Origin of the sequence: Antarctobacter aquimaris (assembly GCF_900184945.1) — a bacterium.
Taxonomy (GTDB): Bacteria; Pseudomonadota; Alphaproteobacteria; order Rhodobacterales; family Rhodobacteraceae; genus Maliponia; species Maliponia aquimaris.
Genome location: NZ_FXYF01000011.1, coordinates 86,384 through 102,284, shown reverse-complemented (window position 1 = coordinate 102,284; position 15,901 = coordinate 86,384). Strand labels below are relative to the sequence as shown.

15 protein-coding genes are annotated in these 15,901 nt (G+C 66.0%); 10 read left to right on the top strand and 5 right to left on the bottom strand.

What is annotated here, in order from left to right:
* Positions 1-6 precede the first annotated feature (6 nt).
* On the top strand, positions 7-552 hold the full coding sequence (locus tag MAA8898_RS18240) for a TadE/TadG family type IV pilus assembly protein (RefSeq protein WP_094022460.1): 546 nt from the start codon (positions 7-9) through the stop codon (positions 550-552).
* 52 nt (positions 553-604) lie between these two features.
* Here MAA8898_RS18240 and MAA8898_RS18235 read toward each other — a convergent pair whose 3' ends face one another.
* Both MAA8898_RS18235 and MAA8898_RS18230 read right to left on the bottom strand, forming a co-directional pair.
* A complete protein-coding gene (locus MAA8898_RS18235) occupies positions 605-1,084 on the bottom strand; it encodes a hypothetical protein (RefSeq protein WP_094022459.1) in 480 nt (159 codons plus the stop codon).
* A gap of 265 nt (positions 1,085-1,349) precedes the next feature.
* Positions 1,350-2,426, bottom strand: coding sequence for an NAD(P)-dependent oxidoreductase (locus tag MAA8898_RS18230; RefSeq protein WP_281252896.1), 1,077 nt, complete (start codon positions 2,424-2,426; stop codon positions 1,350-1,352).
* 8 nt (positions 2,427-2,434) lie between these two features.
* Here MAA8898_RS18230 and MAA8898_RS18225 point away from each other — a divergent pair, with 8 nt between their 5' ends.
* Positions 2,435-2,890, top strand: a complete 456-nt coding sequence (locus MAA8898_RS18225; protein WP_094022457.1) for a methylated-DNA--[protein]-cysteine S-methyltransferase — start codon at positions 2,435-2,437, stop codon at positions 2,888-2,890.
* 8 nt (positions 2,891-2,898) lie between these two features.
* On the opposite strand, the gene MAA8898_RS18220 is transcribed toward MAA8898_RS18225, so the two are convergent.
* Positions 2,899-3,732 (bottom strand): prephenate dehydratase, encoded by an 834-nt coding sequence (locus MAA8898_RS18220; protein ID WP_094022456.1) that lies wholly within the window; start codon positions 3,730-3,732, stop codon positions 2,899-2,901.
* 125 nt (positions 3,733-3,857) lie between these two features.
* On the opposite strand from MAA8898_RS18220, the gene MAA8898_RS18215 reads away from it, so the two are divergent.
* The 6 genes from MAA8898_RS18215 to MAA8898_RS18190 all read left to right on the top strand — a co-directional run bounded on the left by MAA8898_RS18215 (position 3,858) and on the right by MAA8898_RS18190 (position 11,919).
* Positions 3,858-4,373 carry a c-type cytochrome gene (locus MAA8898_RS18215; protein WP_094022455.1) on the top strand — a complete coding sequence of 172 codons (516 nt, stop codon included), beginning with the start codon at positions 3,858-3,860 and terminating at the stop codon, positions 4,371-4,373.
* A gap of 272 nt (positions 4,374-4,645) precedes the next feature.
* On the top strand, positions 4,646-6,520 hold the full coding sequence (locus tag MAA8898_RS18210) for an extracellular solute-binding protein (RefSeq protein WP_094022454.1): 1,875 nt from the start codon (positions 4,646-4,648) through the stop codon (positions 6,518-6,520).
* A 6-nt stretch (positions 6,521-6,526) separates the two neighbouring features.
* On the top strand, positions 6,527-7,687 hold the full coding sequence (locus MAA8898_RS18205) for a microcin C ABC transporter permease YejB (protein WP_094022453.1): 1,161 nt from the start codon (positions 6,527-6,529) through the stop codon (positions 7,685-7,687).
* Between the two features lie 3 nt (positions 7,688-7,690).
* Entirely contained in the window at positions 7,691-8,872 is a 1,182-nt protein-coding gene (locus MAA8898_RS18200; protein ID WP_094022452.1) for an ABC transporter permease, read from the top strand.
* A complete protein-coding gene (locus MAA8898_RS18195; protein WP_094022451.1) occupies positions 8,869-10,461 on the top strand; it encodes an ABC transporter ATP-binding protein in 1,593 nt (530 codons plus the stop codon). Before MAA8898_RS18200 ends, MAA8898_RS18195 begins: the two co-directional genes overlap by 4 nt.
* Positions 10,462-10,467: 6 nt before the next feature.
* Positions 10,468-11,919: a radical SAM protein gene (locus tag MAA8898_RS18190; RefSeq protein ID WP_094022450.1), complete on the top strand. Its 1,452-nt coding sequence runs from the start codon at positions 10,468-10,470 to the stop codon at positions 11,917-11,919.
* Positions 11,920-11,943: 24 nt separating this feature from the next.
* Here the strand turns inward: MAA8898_RS18190 and hemN are convergent, their stop codons facing one another.
* On the bottom strand, positions 11,944-13,299 hold the full coding sequence (hemN, locus tag MAA8898_RS18185) for an oxygen-independent coproporphyrinogen III oxidase (protein WP_094022449.1): 1,356 nt from the start codon (positions 13,297-13,299) through the stop codon (positions 11,944-11,946).
* Between the two features lie 65 nt (positions 13,300-13,364).
* On the opposite strand from hemN, the gene fnrL reads away from it, so the two are divergent.
* Together fnrL and MAA8898_RS18175 are read left to right on the top strand one after the other, a co-directional pair.
* Positions 13,365-14,114, top strand: a complete 750-nt coding sequence (gene fnrL / locus MAA8898_RS18180; protein ID WP_094022448.1) for a transcriptional regulator FnrL — start codon at positions 13,365-13,367, stop codon at positions 14,112-14,114.
* Entirely contained in the window at positions 14,115-15,020 is a 906-nt protein-coding gene (locus tag MAA8898_RS18175; protein ID WP_094022447.1) for a PhzF family phenazine biosynthesis protein, read from the top strand.
* A gap of 13 nt (positions 15,021-15,033) precedes the next feature.
* Here the strand turns inward: MAA8898_RS18175 and MAA8898_RS18170 are convergent, their stop codons facing one another.
* Entirely contained in the window at positions 15,034-15,873 is an 840-nt protein-coding gene (locus MAA8898_RS18170) for a universal stress protein (protein WP_094022446.1), read from the bottom strand.
* Between the last annotated feature and the right edge of the window lie 28 nt (positions 15,874-15,901).

The window sequence follows — 15,901 nt, the reverse complement described above, 5'->3', positions numbered from 1 at the left end:
GCTCAGATGTCCATCGCTGCCATGTTCAGGACCTTCACACGCGACACCCGCGGCCACGTCAACGTCGAGGCGATCATCGTCTTTCCCGCGCTGCTGTTCATATTCGGTGTCGGCTGGACCTACTTCGACGCCTTCCGCCAGCAGGCCGTGAACCAGAAGGCCAACTACGTGATCAGCGACATGATCTCGCGCGAGACCGCGGCCATCACCCCCGACTACATCGCCAACGCCAGCCAGATGCTGCGCCACCTGACCAAGAGCACCGCCGCCGAGACCGACCTGCGCGTGACCGTGGTGCAGTACGACAGTGACCTCGGCTGGCAGGTGGTCTGGTCCGAGGAACGCGGCGACTACCCGCAGTTGCAGAACGCCGACATGCCCGCCTATGCCGGCCGTCTGCCGCAGGGTCTGCCCGGCGAACAGCTGATCATCGTCGAGACCTGGGATACCTTCGACCCGATCTTCAACGTCGGCCTCGATACCTTCGAGATCACCACCTACAGCTTTACCCGTCCGCGCTACAGCCCGCAGATCGTCTTCAGCGGCGTCTGAACGCCGGGGCTCCAGCCAGGTATCCGAAAGGCCGCGCCGCCCGCGCGGCCTTTCAGCCGTCCTTTCGCTGGATCAGCAGCTGGCTCATGATGTCGGCCACCGGCCGCGTCTGCGACCCCGCCGTGACGCCACCCACGGCGACCCGCCGGCCCATGCGCCACCACAGACCGGGCCGCCAGACCCGCGGACCGGGCTGCTTGAGGATCACCAGGAATCCGTTCGACGGCTTCATGGCAAAGGCGCTGCGATCGACCCGCTCGATCTGGTCGATCCGCGCCAGCAGCGTGCCGTCGCTGTCGGTCAGGGCCTGTTCCGTCAGGATCAGCACATGCCCGGTCGACTGCCAGGTCTTTTGCGCCAGCCACAGCGCGCCCAGGCCCAAGCCCCCAAGCGTGGCCTGCCAGAGAAAGTGCATGCCGCCGGTGGACAGCGCCATGTACAGCAGCAGCGCCCCCAGACCGAGCATGGCGCCCACCCCGATGAAGCGCCGCGGCGCCGACGCCGTGATCCGTGCCAGTTCTTCGCTTGCCATACCTGCTCCCTTTGTGCCGCGCGCCTTCCTCCTAATGCGCGCGCTGCCCGGGGGGAAGTGGCTTGGCGCCGCTTCGCGCCCGGCATTGCCCCTATCCGCCAGCAGTCCAAATGAGAGGTTTCGGATCGCCTGCCGCGATCCGACCGGCCGGGGGCGCTGCCCCCGAACCCCCCCGGGGATAATTCCGGACCAAAGATGGATGTGCCGGCGCCCATGCCTGTGCGGCGGCAGCGCGGCGGGCGCTGCGCCACTCGCGTGATCAGCATCAACGGCGGACGATCACCTCGGCGCCGATCGCCGGTGGCTGGTCATCGACCAATTCCAGCGGAAACCCGTCGGCCCGCACGTCCATCCCGATGGCGCGTTCCAGCCGCTCGATCATCCGGTCGGATTGTTCGCGCGGACCAAAGGTCCTTTGTCCATCCTGGATCATGGCGATGACCAGCGGCGAGATTTCCAGCGGCACGCCGTGCGCATCGGCCAGCCCCTGGAACAGCGAGATGTCCTTCATCACCAAGTCCAGCGTGAAGTCGACATCGCGGCTACCCGACAGGATCAGCTGGCTTTCGGTCTCGTGGACGAAAGACGTGCCCGAGGAAATCCGGATCGCCTCGTAGGTGGTGGCCATGTCGAGCCCCGCCGCCTTCATCGTGGCCAGCGCTTCGCACAGCGTCAGCAGGTTGGCCGTGGCCAGGTAGTTGGTCATCACTTTCAGCCTGGACGCGGTGCCCACCTCGCCGGTGTGCAGCACCTGCCGGCCAAGGATGGTGAGCAGCGGCAGCACCGCCTCGAAGGTGGCGCGCGGACCCCCGCAAAAGACCGAGATGTTGCCCGTCGCCGCGCGGTGACAACCGCCCGACACCGGCGCCTCGACCGCGATGCCGCCGGTGGCCGCGACCCGCGCCGCCTGTTCGACGATCACCGCCGGGTCGGTGGTCGACATCTCGACCCAGGTCTTGCCCCGGCCCATGTGTGGCAGCATCTCGGCCAGCACCGCCTCCGACGCGGCCGGGCTGGGCAGCGAGGTGATCACCGTGTCGCAGCGCTGCATCACGTCGGCAGCAGAGGTTGCCGACTGCGCGCCCTCGGCCAGGAACGGCGCCATCTTGTCGGCGTCGAGGTCGAAGACCGTCAGCGCAACGCCGTTGCGGTGCAGGTTGCCCGCCAGTTTGGCGCCCACCGCGCCCAGTCCGATGAATCCAGTCGTCATGAGGTCCTCACGTTTTTCCGGGATGCTTGCCCGGCCAGTGCGGCCCCGGCGCGTCTGGAAGCGACATCCTGTGCCGCAGGTTCCCGAAGCTGCCGTGTTCCACCGCTTGCCAAGCCGCGGACTTGGGCGCACCCTGCGACATGCCCCGCCTCTGCCTCGACACACCCACCGGCGTTTTCGAGATCACCGAAACCGACGGCGCGATCACCTCGGCCGCCTGGACCGCCAGCGGTGCGCGGGACGACACGCCGCTGCTGCGCAGGGCGGCGGCGCAGGTCGCCGACTACTTCGCCAGGCGCCTGACCGTCTTCGACCTGCCGCTGCGGGTCGGCGGCAGCGACTTCCAGCGCGCCGTCTGCGCACAGATCGCCGCAATTCCCTTTGGTGAAACGACGACTTACGGCGCCATCGCCAAGGCGCTGTCCGCCCCGGCGCAGGCGGTGGGGCAGGCCTGCGGCGGTAACCCGATCCCGCTGATCATTCCCTGCCACCGGGTTCTGGGGGCGCAGGGGCTGGGCGGCTTCTCGGGCGCGCACGGGGTCGAGACGAAGGTCTGGCTGCTGCGCCACGAAGGCGCGGGTGGCCTGCTGATCTGAGGTGACGCTCAGTCGCGCTTGGGGTCGCGCGGGTAGACGCCGAGGATCTCCAGCATGTCGGTGAAGTAGTCCAGTTCCTCGAGCGCGCGGCGGACCTCCGGATCGTCCGGGTGCCCCTCGATGTCGGCATAGAACTGTGTCGCCGTGAAGGAGCCGCCCACCATGTAGCTTTCCAGCTTGGTCATGTTGACGCCGTTGGTGGCAAAACCGCCCATCGCCTTGTAGAGCGCCGCCGGGATGTTGCGCACCTGGAAGATGAAGGTGGTCATCATGCCGTGCGTGCCGCGCCGCGAGGTGTCGGGTTCGGGCGACATCAGCAGGAAACGGGTGGTGTTGTGGGCGTGGTCCTCGATGTGGCGCGCCAGGATGTGCAGGCCGTAGATCTCGGCGGCAAGGTCGGAGGCCAGCACGCCTTCGTCGGTCAGGCCCTTTTTCGCCAGTTCGGCGGCGGCCCCGGCGCTGTCGGCGGCGGCGACACCCTCGATGCCATATTCCGACAGGAAGGCAGCGGCCTGCGGCAGCAGAACCAGATGCGCGCGCACCCGCTTGAGCGCCTCGATCTGCACGCCCGGCAGCGCCATCAGGCTGATGTGGACGCGGACAAAGGCCTCGTCGACGATGCGCAGCCCCGACTCCGGCAACAGGCGGTGGATGTCCGCGACCCGTCCGTAGGTCGAATTCTCGACCGGCAGCATGGCGAGGTCCGCGCGGCCGTCACGCACGGCGCGGATCACCTCCTCGAAGGTGCGGCAGGGCAGCACCTCGGCGTCGGGCCGCGCCTCGGCGCAGGCCTGGTGGGAATAGGCGCCCAGGTCTCCCTGGAAGGCGATCCGTTGTGTCATCTCAGGCCCCTTGTCGCACAGCCCGCCGCAAGCGGGCGATTGGTCGCGGCTTCTAACGCTTGCCCAGGGGGATGGAAAGCAATAGATACCCGCGCGACACCGACATAAACCAAGCAGGGCTACCCATGTTCGATACCATGACCTTTACCAAGATCGTCGGCGGCATCTGCGGCGCCTTGCTGATCTTTCTGATGGGCAAATGGGCCGCGGAGAGCCTGTACCACACCGGCGGCGGCCACGGCGGCGAAGAGCACGCCTCCGGCTTTGTCATCGCGGTCGAAGAGGGCGACGCCCCGGTCGAAGAGGCGGCCGCCGATTTCCCGACGATGATGGCCGCGGCCGATGCGGAAAAAGGCGAGAAAGTCTGGGGCAAGTGCCGCGCCTGTCACAAGCTGGACGGCACCGACGGCACCGGTCCGCACCTGAATGGCGTGGTCGATCGCGCGGTGGGCAGTGTCGGCGGCTTTGGCTACTCGGGCGCGCTCAGCGCCGTGGCCGAGGTCTGGACCACGGAGAACCTGTTCCACTTCCTCGAGAACCCCAAGGGCTTTGCGCCGGGCACCTCGATGGGCTTTGCCGGTCTGCCCAAGGCAGAGGACCGCGTGAACCTGATCGCCTACCTGCAGACCACCGGCGGCTGACCGTCGACGTCAGCGTCTGGACATCGGGCCGCTCCCACATCGGGCAGCGGCCCTTTTCTTGTCTGCCAGGGCCGTTAGCCCGTCACCCGCCCCGCGCAAGGGCGACACGCCCCGCTCACGGTGATTTCATCCCGGCGCGGGCGCATTCGGTCCTTGAATGTGGTCGAACTCCACCCTTAGCTTAAATCCACAAGATACGGCAGCGAACCGATCACACACAGGAGGTCATCCGGCTCATGTTGGGAAAACGCGCACAGCCTCAGGCCCGGGTCATGGCACGCAGCGCCGAACGGCCACGCTGCGCGGCGCTGGCCACCGCCCTCATGGCGCTGGCGATCGGCGTCGCGGCGCTGAGCGTCTCGGCCGAGGAAACCGTGATCAAGGCGCATGGCGTATCAACCTTCGGCGATCTCAGATATGGCCCGGACTTCACCCATTTCGACTACGTGAACCCGGATGCGCCCAAGGGCGGCGAATTCTCGACCTGGGCTTTCGGCACCTTCGACAGCCTCACGCCCTACATCCTGAAGGGCAACGCCGCCGCCGGGTCTACCGTGTTCTACGACTCGCTGCTGACCGGCAACCTCGAAGAGCCCGACGCGATGTACGGCCTGGTGGCCGAAAGCCTCGAGTACCCGGAGAACCGCGAATGGGTGATCTTTCACATGCGCCCCGAGGCCAAGTTCCGCGATGGCACACCGGTCACCGCGCAGGACGTGGTCTTTTCCTACAACGTCCTGCTGGAAAAGGGCACACCGACCTACAAGACCACCTTTCAGTTCTTCAAATCGGTCGAGGCGCTGGACGATCACACCGTCAAGTTCACCTTCGATCCCGAAGGCCCGCTGCGCGAACTGCTGATGACGGCCGGCGGCATCCCGATCTTCTCCAAGGACTACTACGCCGACCGCGATTTCGCCGAGTCGAGCCTGGAGCCGCCGATGGGATCGGGCCCGTTCGACCTGCTGGAGGTCGATCCGGGCCGCACCGTGGCCTACAAGCGGCGCGATGACTACTGGGCCAAGGACCTGCCGGTCAACGTCGGCCAGAACAACTTCGACGTGATCAAGTTCGAGTATTTCGCCGACTACACCACCGCCTTCGAGGCCTTCAAGGGCGGCGCCTACCTGTTCCGCGAGGAGTTCTCCTCCAAGGTCTGGGGCACCTCCTACGATTTCCCCGACATCGCGGCCGGTCACGTCAAGGTCGAGACGCTGCCTGACGGCCGTCCGGCAGGCACGCAGGGCTTCTGGTTCAACCTGCGCCGCGACAAGTTCTCCGATCCGCGCGTGCGCGAGGCGATCGGCATGGCCTTCAACTTTGAATGGTCGAACGAGTCGCTGTTCTACAATCTCTACGCCCGCACCGACAGCTTCTGGGAAAACTCGCCCACCCTTCAGGCCGAAGGCATGCCGTCCGAGGCCGAACTGGCGCTGCTGGAGCCGCTGCGCGAATTCTTCCCCGAAACCGTGTTCACCGAACCGGCCTATTCGCCGCCCGCCTCCAACGCCGACAACCTGGCGGACCGCCGCGCGCTGCGCGCCGCGGGCAAGCTGCTCGAAGACGCGGGATGGATCGTCGGCGACGATGGCATCCGTTACAAGGACGGGGTCAAGCTGGAGATCGAGGTGCTGAACGACAGCCCCAGCTTTGACCGGATCATCAACCCCTACATCGAGAACCTCAAGCGGCTGGGCATCGCCGCCAGCGCCAACCGGGTGGACCCGGCCGAGGCCCAGGAGCGCGAAAAGAACTTCGACTACGACATCGTCACGCAGCGCTTTTCCATGAGCCAGACGCCGGGTGAGGAGCTGAAGCAGATCTTCGGCTCGGAATCCGCGAATGTGCCCGGCTCGGTCAACGTGGCCGGCCTGCAAAACGAAGGCGTGGACAAGCTGATCCGCATCATCGCCGACGCCAAGAGCCGCGAGGAACTGGACACCGCCGTCCGCGCGCTGGACCGCGTCCTGCGCGCCATGCACCTCTGGGTGCCGCAATGGTACAAGGGCGAACACAACATCGCCTACCGCGACGTGTTTGGCCGCCCCTACACCGACACGCCGCCCCCTCTGGCCATGGGGCAGACCTCCATCTGGTGGTGGGACGAGGAAAAGGCCCAGGCCCTGCGCGCCGCCGGGAAGCTCTGATACCCGATGGCCGCCTATATCCTCCGCAGACTGCTGCTGATCATCCCCACCCTGCTGGGGATCATGATCATCAACTTCACGCTGGTCCAGTTCGTGCCGGGCGGCCCGATCGAACAGATCATCGCCCAGATCGAAGGTGAGGGCGATGTCTTTCAGGGCATCGCCGGCGGCGGCGCCGAGGTGGAGGCCAGCACCGGAGGAGAGGACAGCGTCGGCCGCCGCGGCCTGCCGCCCGAGTTCATCGCCGATCTCGAACGCCAGTTCGGTTTCGACAAGCCGCCGCTGGAGCGCTTCCTGAACATGATGTGGAACTACATGACGCTCGACTTTGGCGAGAGTTACTTTCGCTCGATCAGCGTCATCGACCTGGTGCTGGAAAAGATGCCGGTGTCGATCTCGCTGGGCCTGTGGTCAACCCTGATCGCCTACATCGTGTCGATCCCGCTGGGCATCCGCAAGGCGGTGCGCGACGGGTCGGGGTTCGACACCTGGACTTCGGGGGTGATCATCGTCGCCTACGCGATCCCCGGCTTTCTCTTTGCCATCCTGCTGCTGGTGCTGTTCGCGGGCGGCAGCTATTGGCAGATCTTCCCGTTGCGCGGGCTGCTGGGCGACGGGATCGACGCCAATGCCTGCGCGCCGCTGGCGTTCCAGCGCTGGTGGCTGATCCTGCCGATCTACCACTTCAACGCGAATTTCCAGCCGCTCTATTGCCTGGGCACCGTGATCCCGGACTACTTCTGGCACCTCGCGTTGCCGATCATCGCCTCGACGATCTCGGCCTTTGCCACGCTGACCCTGCTGACCAAGAACAGCTTTCTCGACGAGATCAAGAAACACTACGTCATGACCGCCCGCGCCAAGGGCCTGTCGGAAAGCCGCGTGCTCTATGGCCACGTCTTCCGCAACGCCATGCTGATCGTGATCGCCGGCCTGCCCGGCGTTTTCATCGGCGTGTTCTTTGGCGGGTCGATCATCATCGAGACGATCTTTTCGCTCGACGGTCTCGGCCGGCTGGGGTTCGAGGCGGCGGTGGCGCGCGATTACCCGGTGATCTTCGGCACGCTGTTCATCACCTCGATGATCGGGCTTTTCATCGGGCTGCTGTCGGACCTGATGTACGTCTTTGTCGATCCGCGCATCGACTTTGAAAAGCGGGAGGGTTGAGCAATGGTCGCCAATCCCCAGCCCAAGCCAGAGACCGCGCCCGCCTACACCCTGCCGCCGGAGCCGAAGAAGGGGCTGTTCACCCTGTCGCCGCTCAACCGGCGACGCTGGAACAACTTCAAGCGCAACCGCCGCGCCTTGTGGTCGCTGTGGATCTTCATGTTCCTGTTCGGGCTCTCGATGTGTGCCGAGTTCCTGGCCAATGACAAGCCGATCCTCGTCAGCTACCGGGGCGAGCTTTATGCCCCGATCTTCACCTTCTACCCCGAGACGGAATTCGGCGGCGACTTCAGGACCGAAGCCCCCTACCGCGATCCCGAGGTGCGCTGCCTGATCATCACTGGCGGGCTGGAGGACTGTTTCGACGATCCCGCCGGCATGATCGAGGACGCCGAGGCAGGCGTTCTGACGGCGGACGGCTTTCACAAGGGCTGGCTGATCTGGCCGCTGATTCCCTACAGCTTTGACACCCCAGTGGACCGCCCCGGCGCGGCACCCCTGCCCCCGAACGACCAGAACTGGCTGGGCACCGACGACACGAAACGCGATGTCGTGGCCCGGGTGATCTACGGCTTTCGCCTGTCGATCCTGTTCACCCTGATCGTCACGGTCTGCGCCTCGATCATCGGCATCGTCGCCGGAGCGCTGCAGGGGTATTTCGGCGGCTGGCTGGACCTGATCTTTCAGCGGGTGATCGAGATCTGGGGCGCGACGCCCTCGCTCTACATCATCATCATCCTCTTCGCGATCCTGGGGCGAAGTTTCTGGCTGCTGGTGTTCCTCACCATCCTGTTCGGCTGGACGGCGCTGGTAGGGGTTGTGCGGGCGGAATTCCTGCGCGCGCGCAACCTGGAATACGTCCGCGCCGCCAAGGCGCTGGGCGTGTCGAACCGCACCATCATGTTCCGCCACATGCTGCCCAACGCGATGGTCGCCACGCTGACCTTCCTGCCCTTCATCGTCACCGGCACCATCAGCACACTGGCGGGTCTCGACTTTCTCGGCTTCGGCCTGCCCTCCTCGGCGCCCTCGCTGGGCGAACTGACCTTGCAGGCGAAACAGAACCTCCAGGCGCCCTGGCTGGGATTTACCGCCTTCTTCGTCTTTGCTCTGATGCTGTCGCTGCTGGTCTTCATCTTCGAAGGCGTGCGCGATGCCTTCGACCCCAGAAAGACCTTTGCATGACAGCCCTTCTCCAGGTCCGCGATCTGCGCGTCTCCTTCCGGCAGGACGGCATCGACGTGCCCGCCGTCAAGGGGGTCTCCTTCGAGATCGAGAAGGGCGAGACCGTGGCGCTGGTGGGTGAGTCCGGTTCGGGCAAGTCGGTGACTGCCCTCAGCACCGTGTCGCTGCTGGGCGACTCGGCGCGTGTCTCGGGCTCGGTCAAATACGCCGGGCAGGAGATGATCGGCGCGGATCGCAAGCGCTTGCGGCAGGTGCGCGGCAACGACATCAGCTTTATCTTCCAGGAGCCGATGACCTCGCTCAACCCGCTGCACACGCTGGAAAAGCAGATCCGCGAAAGCCTGGAGCTGCACCAGGGCCTGACCGGCGAGGCGGCGCGCGCACGGATCATCGAACTGCTGACCAAGGTCGGCATCCGCGAGCCGGAAAGCCGCCTGTCGTCCTACCCGCACCAGCTGTCCGGCGGGCAGCGGCAGCGCGTGATGATCGCCATGGCGCTGGCCAACGGGCCGGACCTGCTGATCGCCGATGAGCCGACCACCGCGCTGGACGTGACGATCCAGGCGCAGATCCTCGAACTGCTGGCCGAGCTCAAGCGCGCCGAGGACATGAGCCTGCTGTTCATCACCCACGACCTGGGCATCGTCCGCAAGATCGCCGACCGCGTCTGCGTGATGAAGGACGGCGAGATCGTCGAACAGGGGCGCACGGCCGAGATTTTCGCCAACCCGAAGCACCCCTACACGATCAAGCTGTTGTCGGCCGAAAGCACCGGCGTCCCTGATCCGGTGGCGCCCGAAGCCGTGGAGATCGCCCGCACCGACAACCTGAAGATCTGGTTCCCGATCCAGCGCGGGCTGATGAAGCGCACGGTGGGTTACGTCAAGGCGGTCAACGACGCCTCGATCGCCGTGCGGGAGGGCGAAACCGTGGGCATCGTGGGTGAATCCGGTTCGGGCAAGACGACGCTCGCGTTGGCGATCATGCGGCTGATCCGCTCCGAAGGGGGCATCACCTATCGCGGCGAGGACGTGAACGCCTGGTCGACCAAGCGCCTGCGCAAGCTGCGCGCCGAAATGCAGATCGTGTTCCAGGACCCCTACGGCTCGCTCAGCCCGCGGATGACCTGCGAACAGATCATCGCCGAGGGGCTGGAGGTGCACGGCGCGCCGGACGGCCGCAGGCACCGCGATCTCGTGGCCGAGGTCATGGCCGAAGTCGGCCTCGATCCGATGAGCATGCACCGTTATCCGCACGAGTTCTCCGGCGGCCAGCGCCAGCGCATCGCCATCGCCCGCGCCATGGTGCTGCGGCCCCGGTTGCTGGTGCTGGATGAGCCGACCTCGGCGCTGGACATGACGGTGCAGGTGCAGATCGTGAACCTGCTGCGCGACCTGCAACGCAAGTACAACCTGGCCTATCTCTTCATCAGCCACGACCTGCGCGTCGTGCGCGCCATGAGCCACAAGGTCATCGTGATGAAGCAGGGTGACCTCGTGGAATACGGCACCGCGCAGCAGATCTTTGACGCGCCGCAGACGGAATACACCCGGGCGCTGCTGGCCGCGGCCTTCGACATCGTGGCCTGAGGCGGCATGGCGGACGGGCCGTTCAACCTGAAACACCCGCATCCGAGCGCGTTCCTTGTTCCGGATGACGGGCGGCCCAAGCGCTGCAAATGGATCGAGGACAGTCTCACCATCCTGTCGGACGGCCATGTCACCTGTGGGCTGGACGATCCGCACGGCCTGCGCAGCTTTGGTCACGTCGGACGGCAGAGCCTTGCGGAAATCTTTGCAAATCCCGAATTCGACCGCCTGCGCGAAGGGTTGCGCAACGGATTGAAATGCCGCGATTGCGGTCTGGCCGAACCTCTCGACGGTCCCCGCACCGGACCGCTGCCGCCGCGGCCCGACCTGCCCCGCCGCGTGGTGATCGAGCCGACGATCCGCTGCAACCTGCGCTGCCCACAGGGGTCATGCATCCCCAACAACGACCCGGCCATCCGGACACGGGACGTCGATGACCTCACGCCGGAATTGCTGCGCCGCATCCTCGAGCAGGTCGACGGCACTCTCGAGGGGGTCTACTTTTTCAACTACGGCGACCCGTTCCTGCACCGTGGCGCGCCACAGATGATCGCCGACATCCGGGCCGCCGCGCCGCAGGCCCATATCGTCACCAGCACCAACGGCATCCCGCTCGCATCGGCGCGCAAGGCCGAGGCGGTGGTGATGGCCGGTTTGGACGAGATCGTGTTCTCAATCAGTGGCATGACCGAGGACAGCTATGCGCGCTACCACGTAAATGGGCGCTTGGCCACGGCGCTCAAGGGCCTGCGCCAGATGTGCGAGGCGCGCGCCGCTGCGGGATCCGCACGGCCAAGGATCGTGTGGCGCTATCTCGTGTTCCACTGGACCGACAGCCGCGACCAGATCGACGCGGCCATCGCTCTTGCCCAGGAACTGGGTGTCGACAGGTTTTCCCTGCACCTGACACAGCACCCGCACGATGCACGATCCTTCCGGATCGTTCCCGGCTCGAAGGAGTACATGCGTTACAGGCGCTACATCGATACGGCACACGGCTACGACCGGTCACAGGGGTCCGTCACCGGCCTCTACCCGGCAGAGCGGCATCCGGGCCCGCTGCTGGTGCGCTGGACGGGCCCTCGCGCCCGCGTGCCGGCGGTCACGCGACCTGACGGCAGCTTGCGGCTGTACCTGACGGCCAGTGCTCCGGACGAAACCGAGGCCAGCGGGACATGGGTGGTGCTGCGCACGGCGTGGCGGCAAGGCTACCGGGTCTTCGTCCCCTACCGGCGCTGGGGGGAATTGCGTCTGCCCGTGCCGCCACGGCTGCATCATCGCCCGTACCAGCGCGTGACCCTCGTGGCGGAAACGCCGTGGTGCCCCGCAGAGGCATGGCCGGGCACGCCCGACCCCCGCTGGCTGGGGGTCATGACATCCGTGCGCCCACCCGGCACCGAGGTCGAACCGCTTGTCCCGCAGCGGGCAACCCTGCTGCAGCACCGGATCGCCCTCTGAGAGGATGCAAGCCGGAGCCTCCGGTCAGATGGCGCTGGAATGGCCCGCCTTGGACAGGTCGTAGGCGTCGAAACTGCGGGCAACCATCCGCGTCAGCGGCCGGACCTCCTGCGGGATGTAGAGCCCGTCCTCGGTGATCTGGAGCAGGTTGTCGAACCTCGCGTTGGCCTGGCGGAACATCTCGTACAGGGCCTGCCGCGAGATCGCGAAGCTGTCCAGGATCTCGGCCGCATCGATCCGGAAGTCGCACATGACCGCCTCGATCAGGCGGCTGCGCAGCAGGTCGTCACCCTTGAAGACGTGCCCCCGCGCGGTCGAGAAGTCGCCGCCGCGGATTGCCGCCACGTGTTTCGACGTGCTCGACGCATTCTGGGCAAAGCCTTGCGGAAACTTCGAGATCGACGACGCGCCGACGCCGATCAGCACCTCGGAGGTGTCGTCGGTATAGCCCTGGAAATTGCGCCGCAGCGTGCCGTTCTCCTGCGCCTTTGCCAGACCGTCGCCGGGCACGGCAAAGTGGTCGATGCCGATTTCGCGGTAGCTGTCCCAGAGAAACAGCCGGCGCGCGGTCTCGAACAGGTCCAGCCGCTCCTGCGGGGTCGGCAGCGCGTCGGACGGCAGCATCTGCTGCCGCTTGGCCATCCAGGGCACATGCGCGTAGCCATAGAGCGCAACCCGGTCCGGCGCGAAACTCACCAGTTTCTGCACCGTTTCGGTGATGCGCGCCTTGGACTGGTGCGGCAGGCCGAACAGGATGTCGGCGTTCAGGCTGGCAACGCCCCGTTCGCGGATCAGGTCAACCGCCTGCCGGGTCAGGTCATAGCTCTGTTCGCGGCCGATCAGGCCCTGGATCTCGGGGTCGAAATCCTGCACCCCGATGGAGGCGCGGTTCATCCCGCCCGCAGCCAGGGCATCGAGGCGCTCGGCGTCGATCTCGTTCGGGTCGATCTCGACCGAGAATTCATAGCCTTCGGCGAATTCCGCAGTCTGCCGCACCGAGTCGATGAGCCGTTTCATCAGGTCGGGCGACAGCAGCGTCGGCGTACCCCCGCCCCAATGCAGGCGCGACAGCTTGACCCCCCGTGGCAAGGCGTCGCGCAGAAGGGAAAGTTCCTTTTCAAGATCACCGACATACGCCTCTACGGGCGCAAGCGTGGCCGTGCCTTGTGTGCGACAGGCGCAAAACCAGCACAACCTGCGGCAAAATGGTACATGCAAATAGAGAGATACGTTACCATCTTGAGGAAGGGCCTGGATCCATTCACGGAACCGCGCAGGACCAACATCGCCGTCGAAGTTCGGGGCGGTCGGATACGAGGTGTATCTGGGCACTTTGGCGTCGAAAAGACCCAAGCGGGCGAGTTGAGTTCGGTGCTGCATATGCGTACGGTTAGGCCATGAAAATGACGCGGGCTTTGACGTAGATCAATTGAGGGGCAGAGCAGATGCTGAACGAACGAAGCCTGGCGGCAAACCCGGATTGCAGCGACTGCCCGATCCGGCACCGTGCCGTCTGTGCCCGTTGCGAATCCGACGAATTGGACCGGCTGGAACAGATCAAGTATTACAGACGGTTCGAGGCCGGGCAGTCGATCATCTGGGCTGGCGATCGGATGGATTTCGTCGGCTCTGTCGTGTCGGGAATCGCCACGCTGAGCCAGGCGATGGAGGACGGCCGCACGCAGATGGTTGGCCTTCTGCTGCCCAGCGATTTCGTCGGCCGCCCGGGACGCATCACCGCCGCCTACGACGTGGTCGCCACGACCGATCTGGTCATGTGCTGTTTCCGCCGCGCGCCGTTCGAGGAAATGATGTCGCGGACGCCGCATATCGCGCAGCGGCTGCTGGAAATGACGCTGGACGAACTGGACGCCGCCCGCGAATGGATGCTGGTGCTGGGGCGCAAGACCGCGCGCGAAAAGATCGCCTCGCTGCTGTCGATCATCGCACGGCGCGATTCCACGCTGAACCTGCGGGACGGCCGCGACGCCAAGGTCGTCTTTGACCTGCCGCTGACGCGCGAGGCGATGGCCGACTACCTGGGCCTGACGCTGGAAACGGTCAGCCGCCAGATTTCCGCGCTGAAAAAGGACGGCGTGATCGAGCTTGAGGGCAAGCGCCACGTCACCGTGCCGGACATGGCCCGCCTGATGGAAGAGGCCGGCGACGACGGCGACGGCGGCATGCTGGTCTGAATGCTGCGATTCGTCACCTGTGACGTGTTCACGGAAACGCCCTTTGCCGGGAACCCGCTGGCCATCGTCGAAGGTGCGGACGGGCTGAGCGATGCGGCGATGCAGACCATCGCCCGCGAGTTCAACCTGTCGGAGACGATTTTTGTCCAGCGTCCGGATGAGTCGGCGCACACGGCCAAGGTGCGGATCTTCTTTCCCACGGCCGAAATCCCCTTTGCCGGTCACCCCACGATCGGCTGCGCCATTCATCTTGCCCTGACCACGGCGCCCGAGGGCGATTTCAGCACCGAAATCACGCTGGAAGAGGTCGCAGGCCTGGTCCCGGTGCAGGTGCAGCGCGTTGCCGGGCGGATCAGCGCCGAACTGCGGGCGCCGGTGCTGCCGCACGCCTGGACCGGCGGCGCCTGCCCTTCCGTCGCAGAGATCTCCGCCGCGCTGGGCCTCAAGGCCGAAGATATCGGATTCGACGGACATCTTCCGGGGGTGTGGCAGGGCGGACCCGGCTTTGCCTACATCCCCCTGCGCGACGAACCGGCCCTGACCAGCGCCCGCCCCTCGGGCGCCGCCTGGGAAGACCTGTGCAGGGCGACCGGGCTGAATAATGCCTATGTCTACACGGCCGGGCAGGACGGCAGCTATTCCGCCCGCATGTTTGCCCCGGGCGACGGCATCCCCGAGGACCCAGGAACCGGCTCGGCCTCGGCCATCCTTGCGGCGCAACTTCTGGCCTGCGGCGCGCTGCCCGAAGGTGAGACGCGCCTGCGCCTGGAGCAGGGGCGCGCCATGGGCCGCCTCTGCGAGATCGGGCTGCGCGTCCTCGTCGTGGACGGCGCCCTTTCGGCCGTCCACGTCAGCGGCTCGGCGGTGCGGATCAGCGAGGGCCACGTCGCCATTCCCGGCGCGTGACCCCACTTCCCCTTTAGTGCGCCATGAACACGGACACCTTTGTCTGTTCCAGCATGTTGCGCGTCGCGCCACCCAGGATCGCCTCGCGGAAGCGCGAGTGCCCGTAGGCACCCATCACCACCATGTCGGCATCCAGGTCCTCGACATGCCGCATCATCACGTCCGACACCCTGGGCAGGGTCTTGGCCAGCACGTCGATCTCGGCCTTGACGCCGTGACGGGCGAGGAACTCGGACAACATGCCGCCGGGGTCCGAACGGTTGGGCCCGTGGCGCGGCGGGTCGATGACCACCACGTGGACTGACTCCGCCTTGGCCAGCAGTGGAATCGCGGCGCGCACGGCGCGCAGCGCCTCGTTGCTTTCGTTCCAGCCGATGACGACCTGGCGCGGCATCGTTGCCGGCTCGACGCTGTCCGGAACGATCAGGACAGGCACCTGCCCTTCGAACAGCGCGCCTTCGACCACCGGCTCCATTTCCACGCCCCTGCCCTTGCCATAAGGCTGCGGCAGCACGACCAGGTCCGAGAACCGGGCCCGCGCCGCGACGTGGCGTCCGATGTCCGCCAGCTGCGCGACGCCGTGATCGACCCCCCAGAGCGCCGCGGACTTGCCCAGTTGCTCACGCGCAATAGCGGCCAGAGCCTCCGCCTCCTTGGTGGCCCGGGTCAGCGTCTCTTGCAGGACCATGGCATTGGCGCCCGCGTAGTAATAGCCGGTCTGGGTGCGGTCGACGCCGAAGCAAAGCGCATCCAGATGTGCGTTGTAGGACTCGGCCACGGTCGCGGCATGGGCAAGCGTCGAGGCCGCCAGGTCGCGGTCCGTGACCACCGTCAGGATGGACTTGTAATACATGAATGTCTCCGTCGTCTTCATCGGGTCA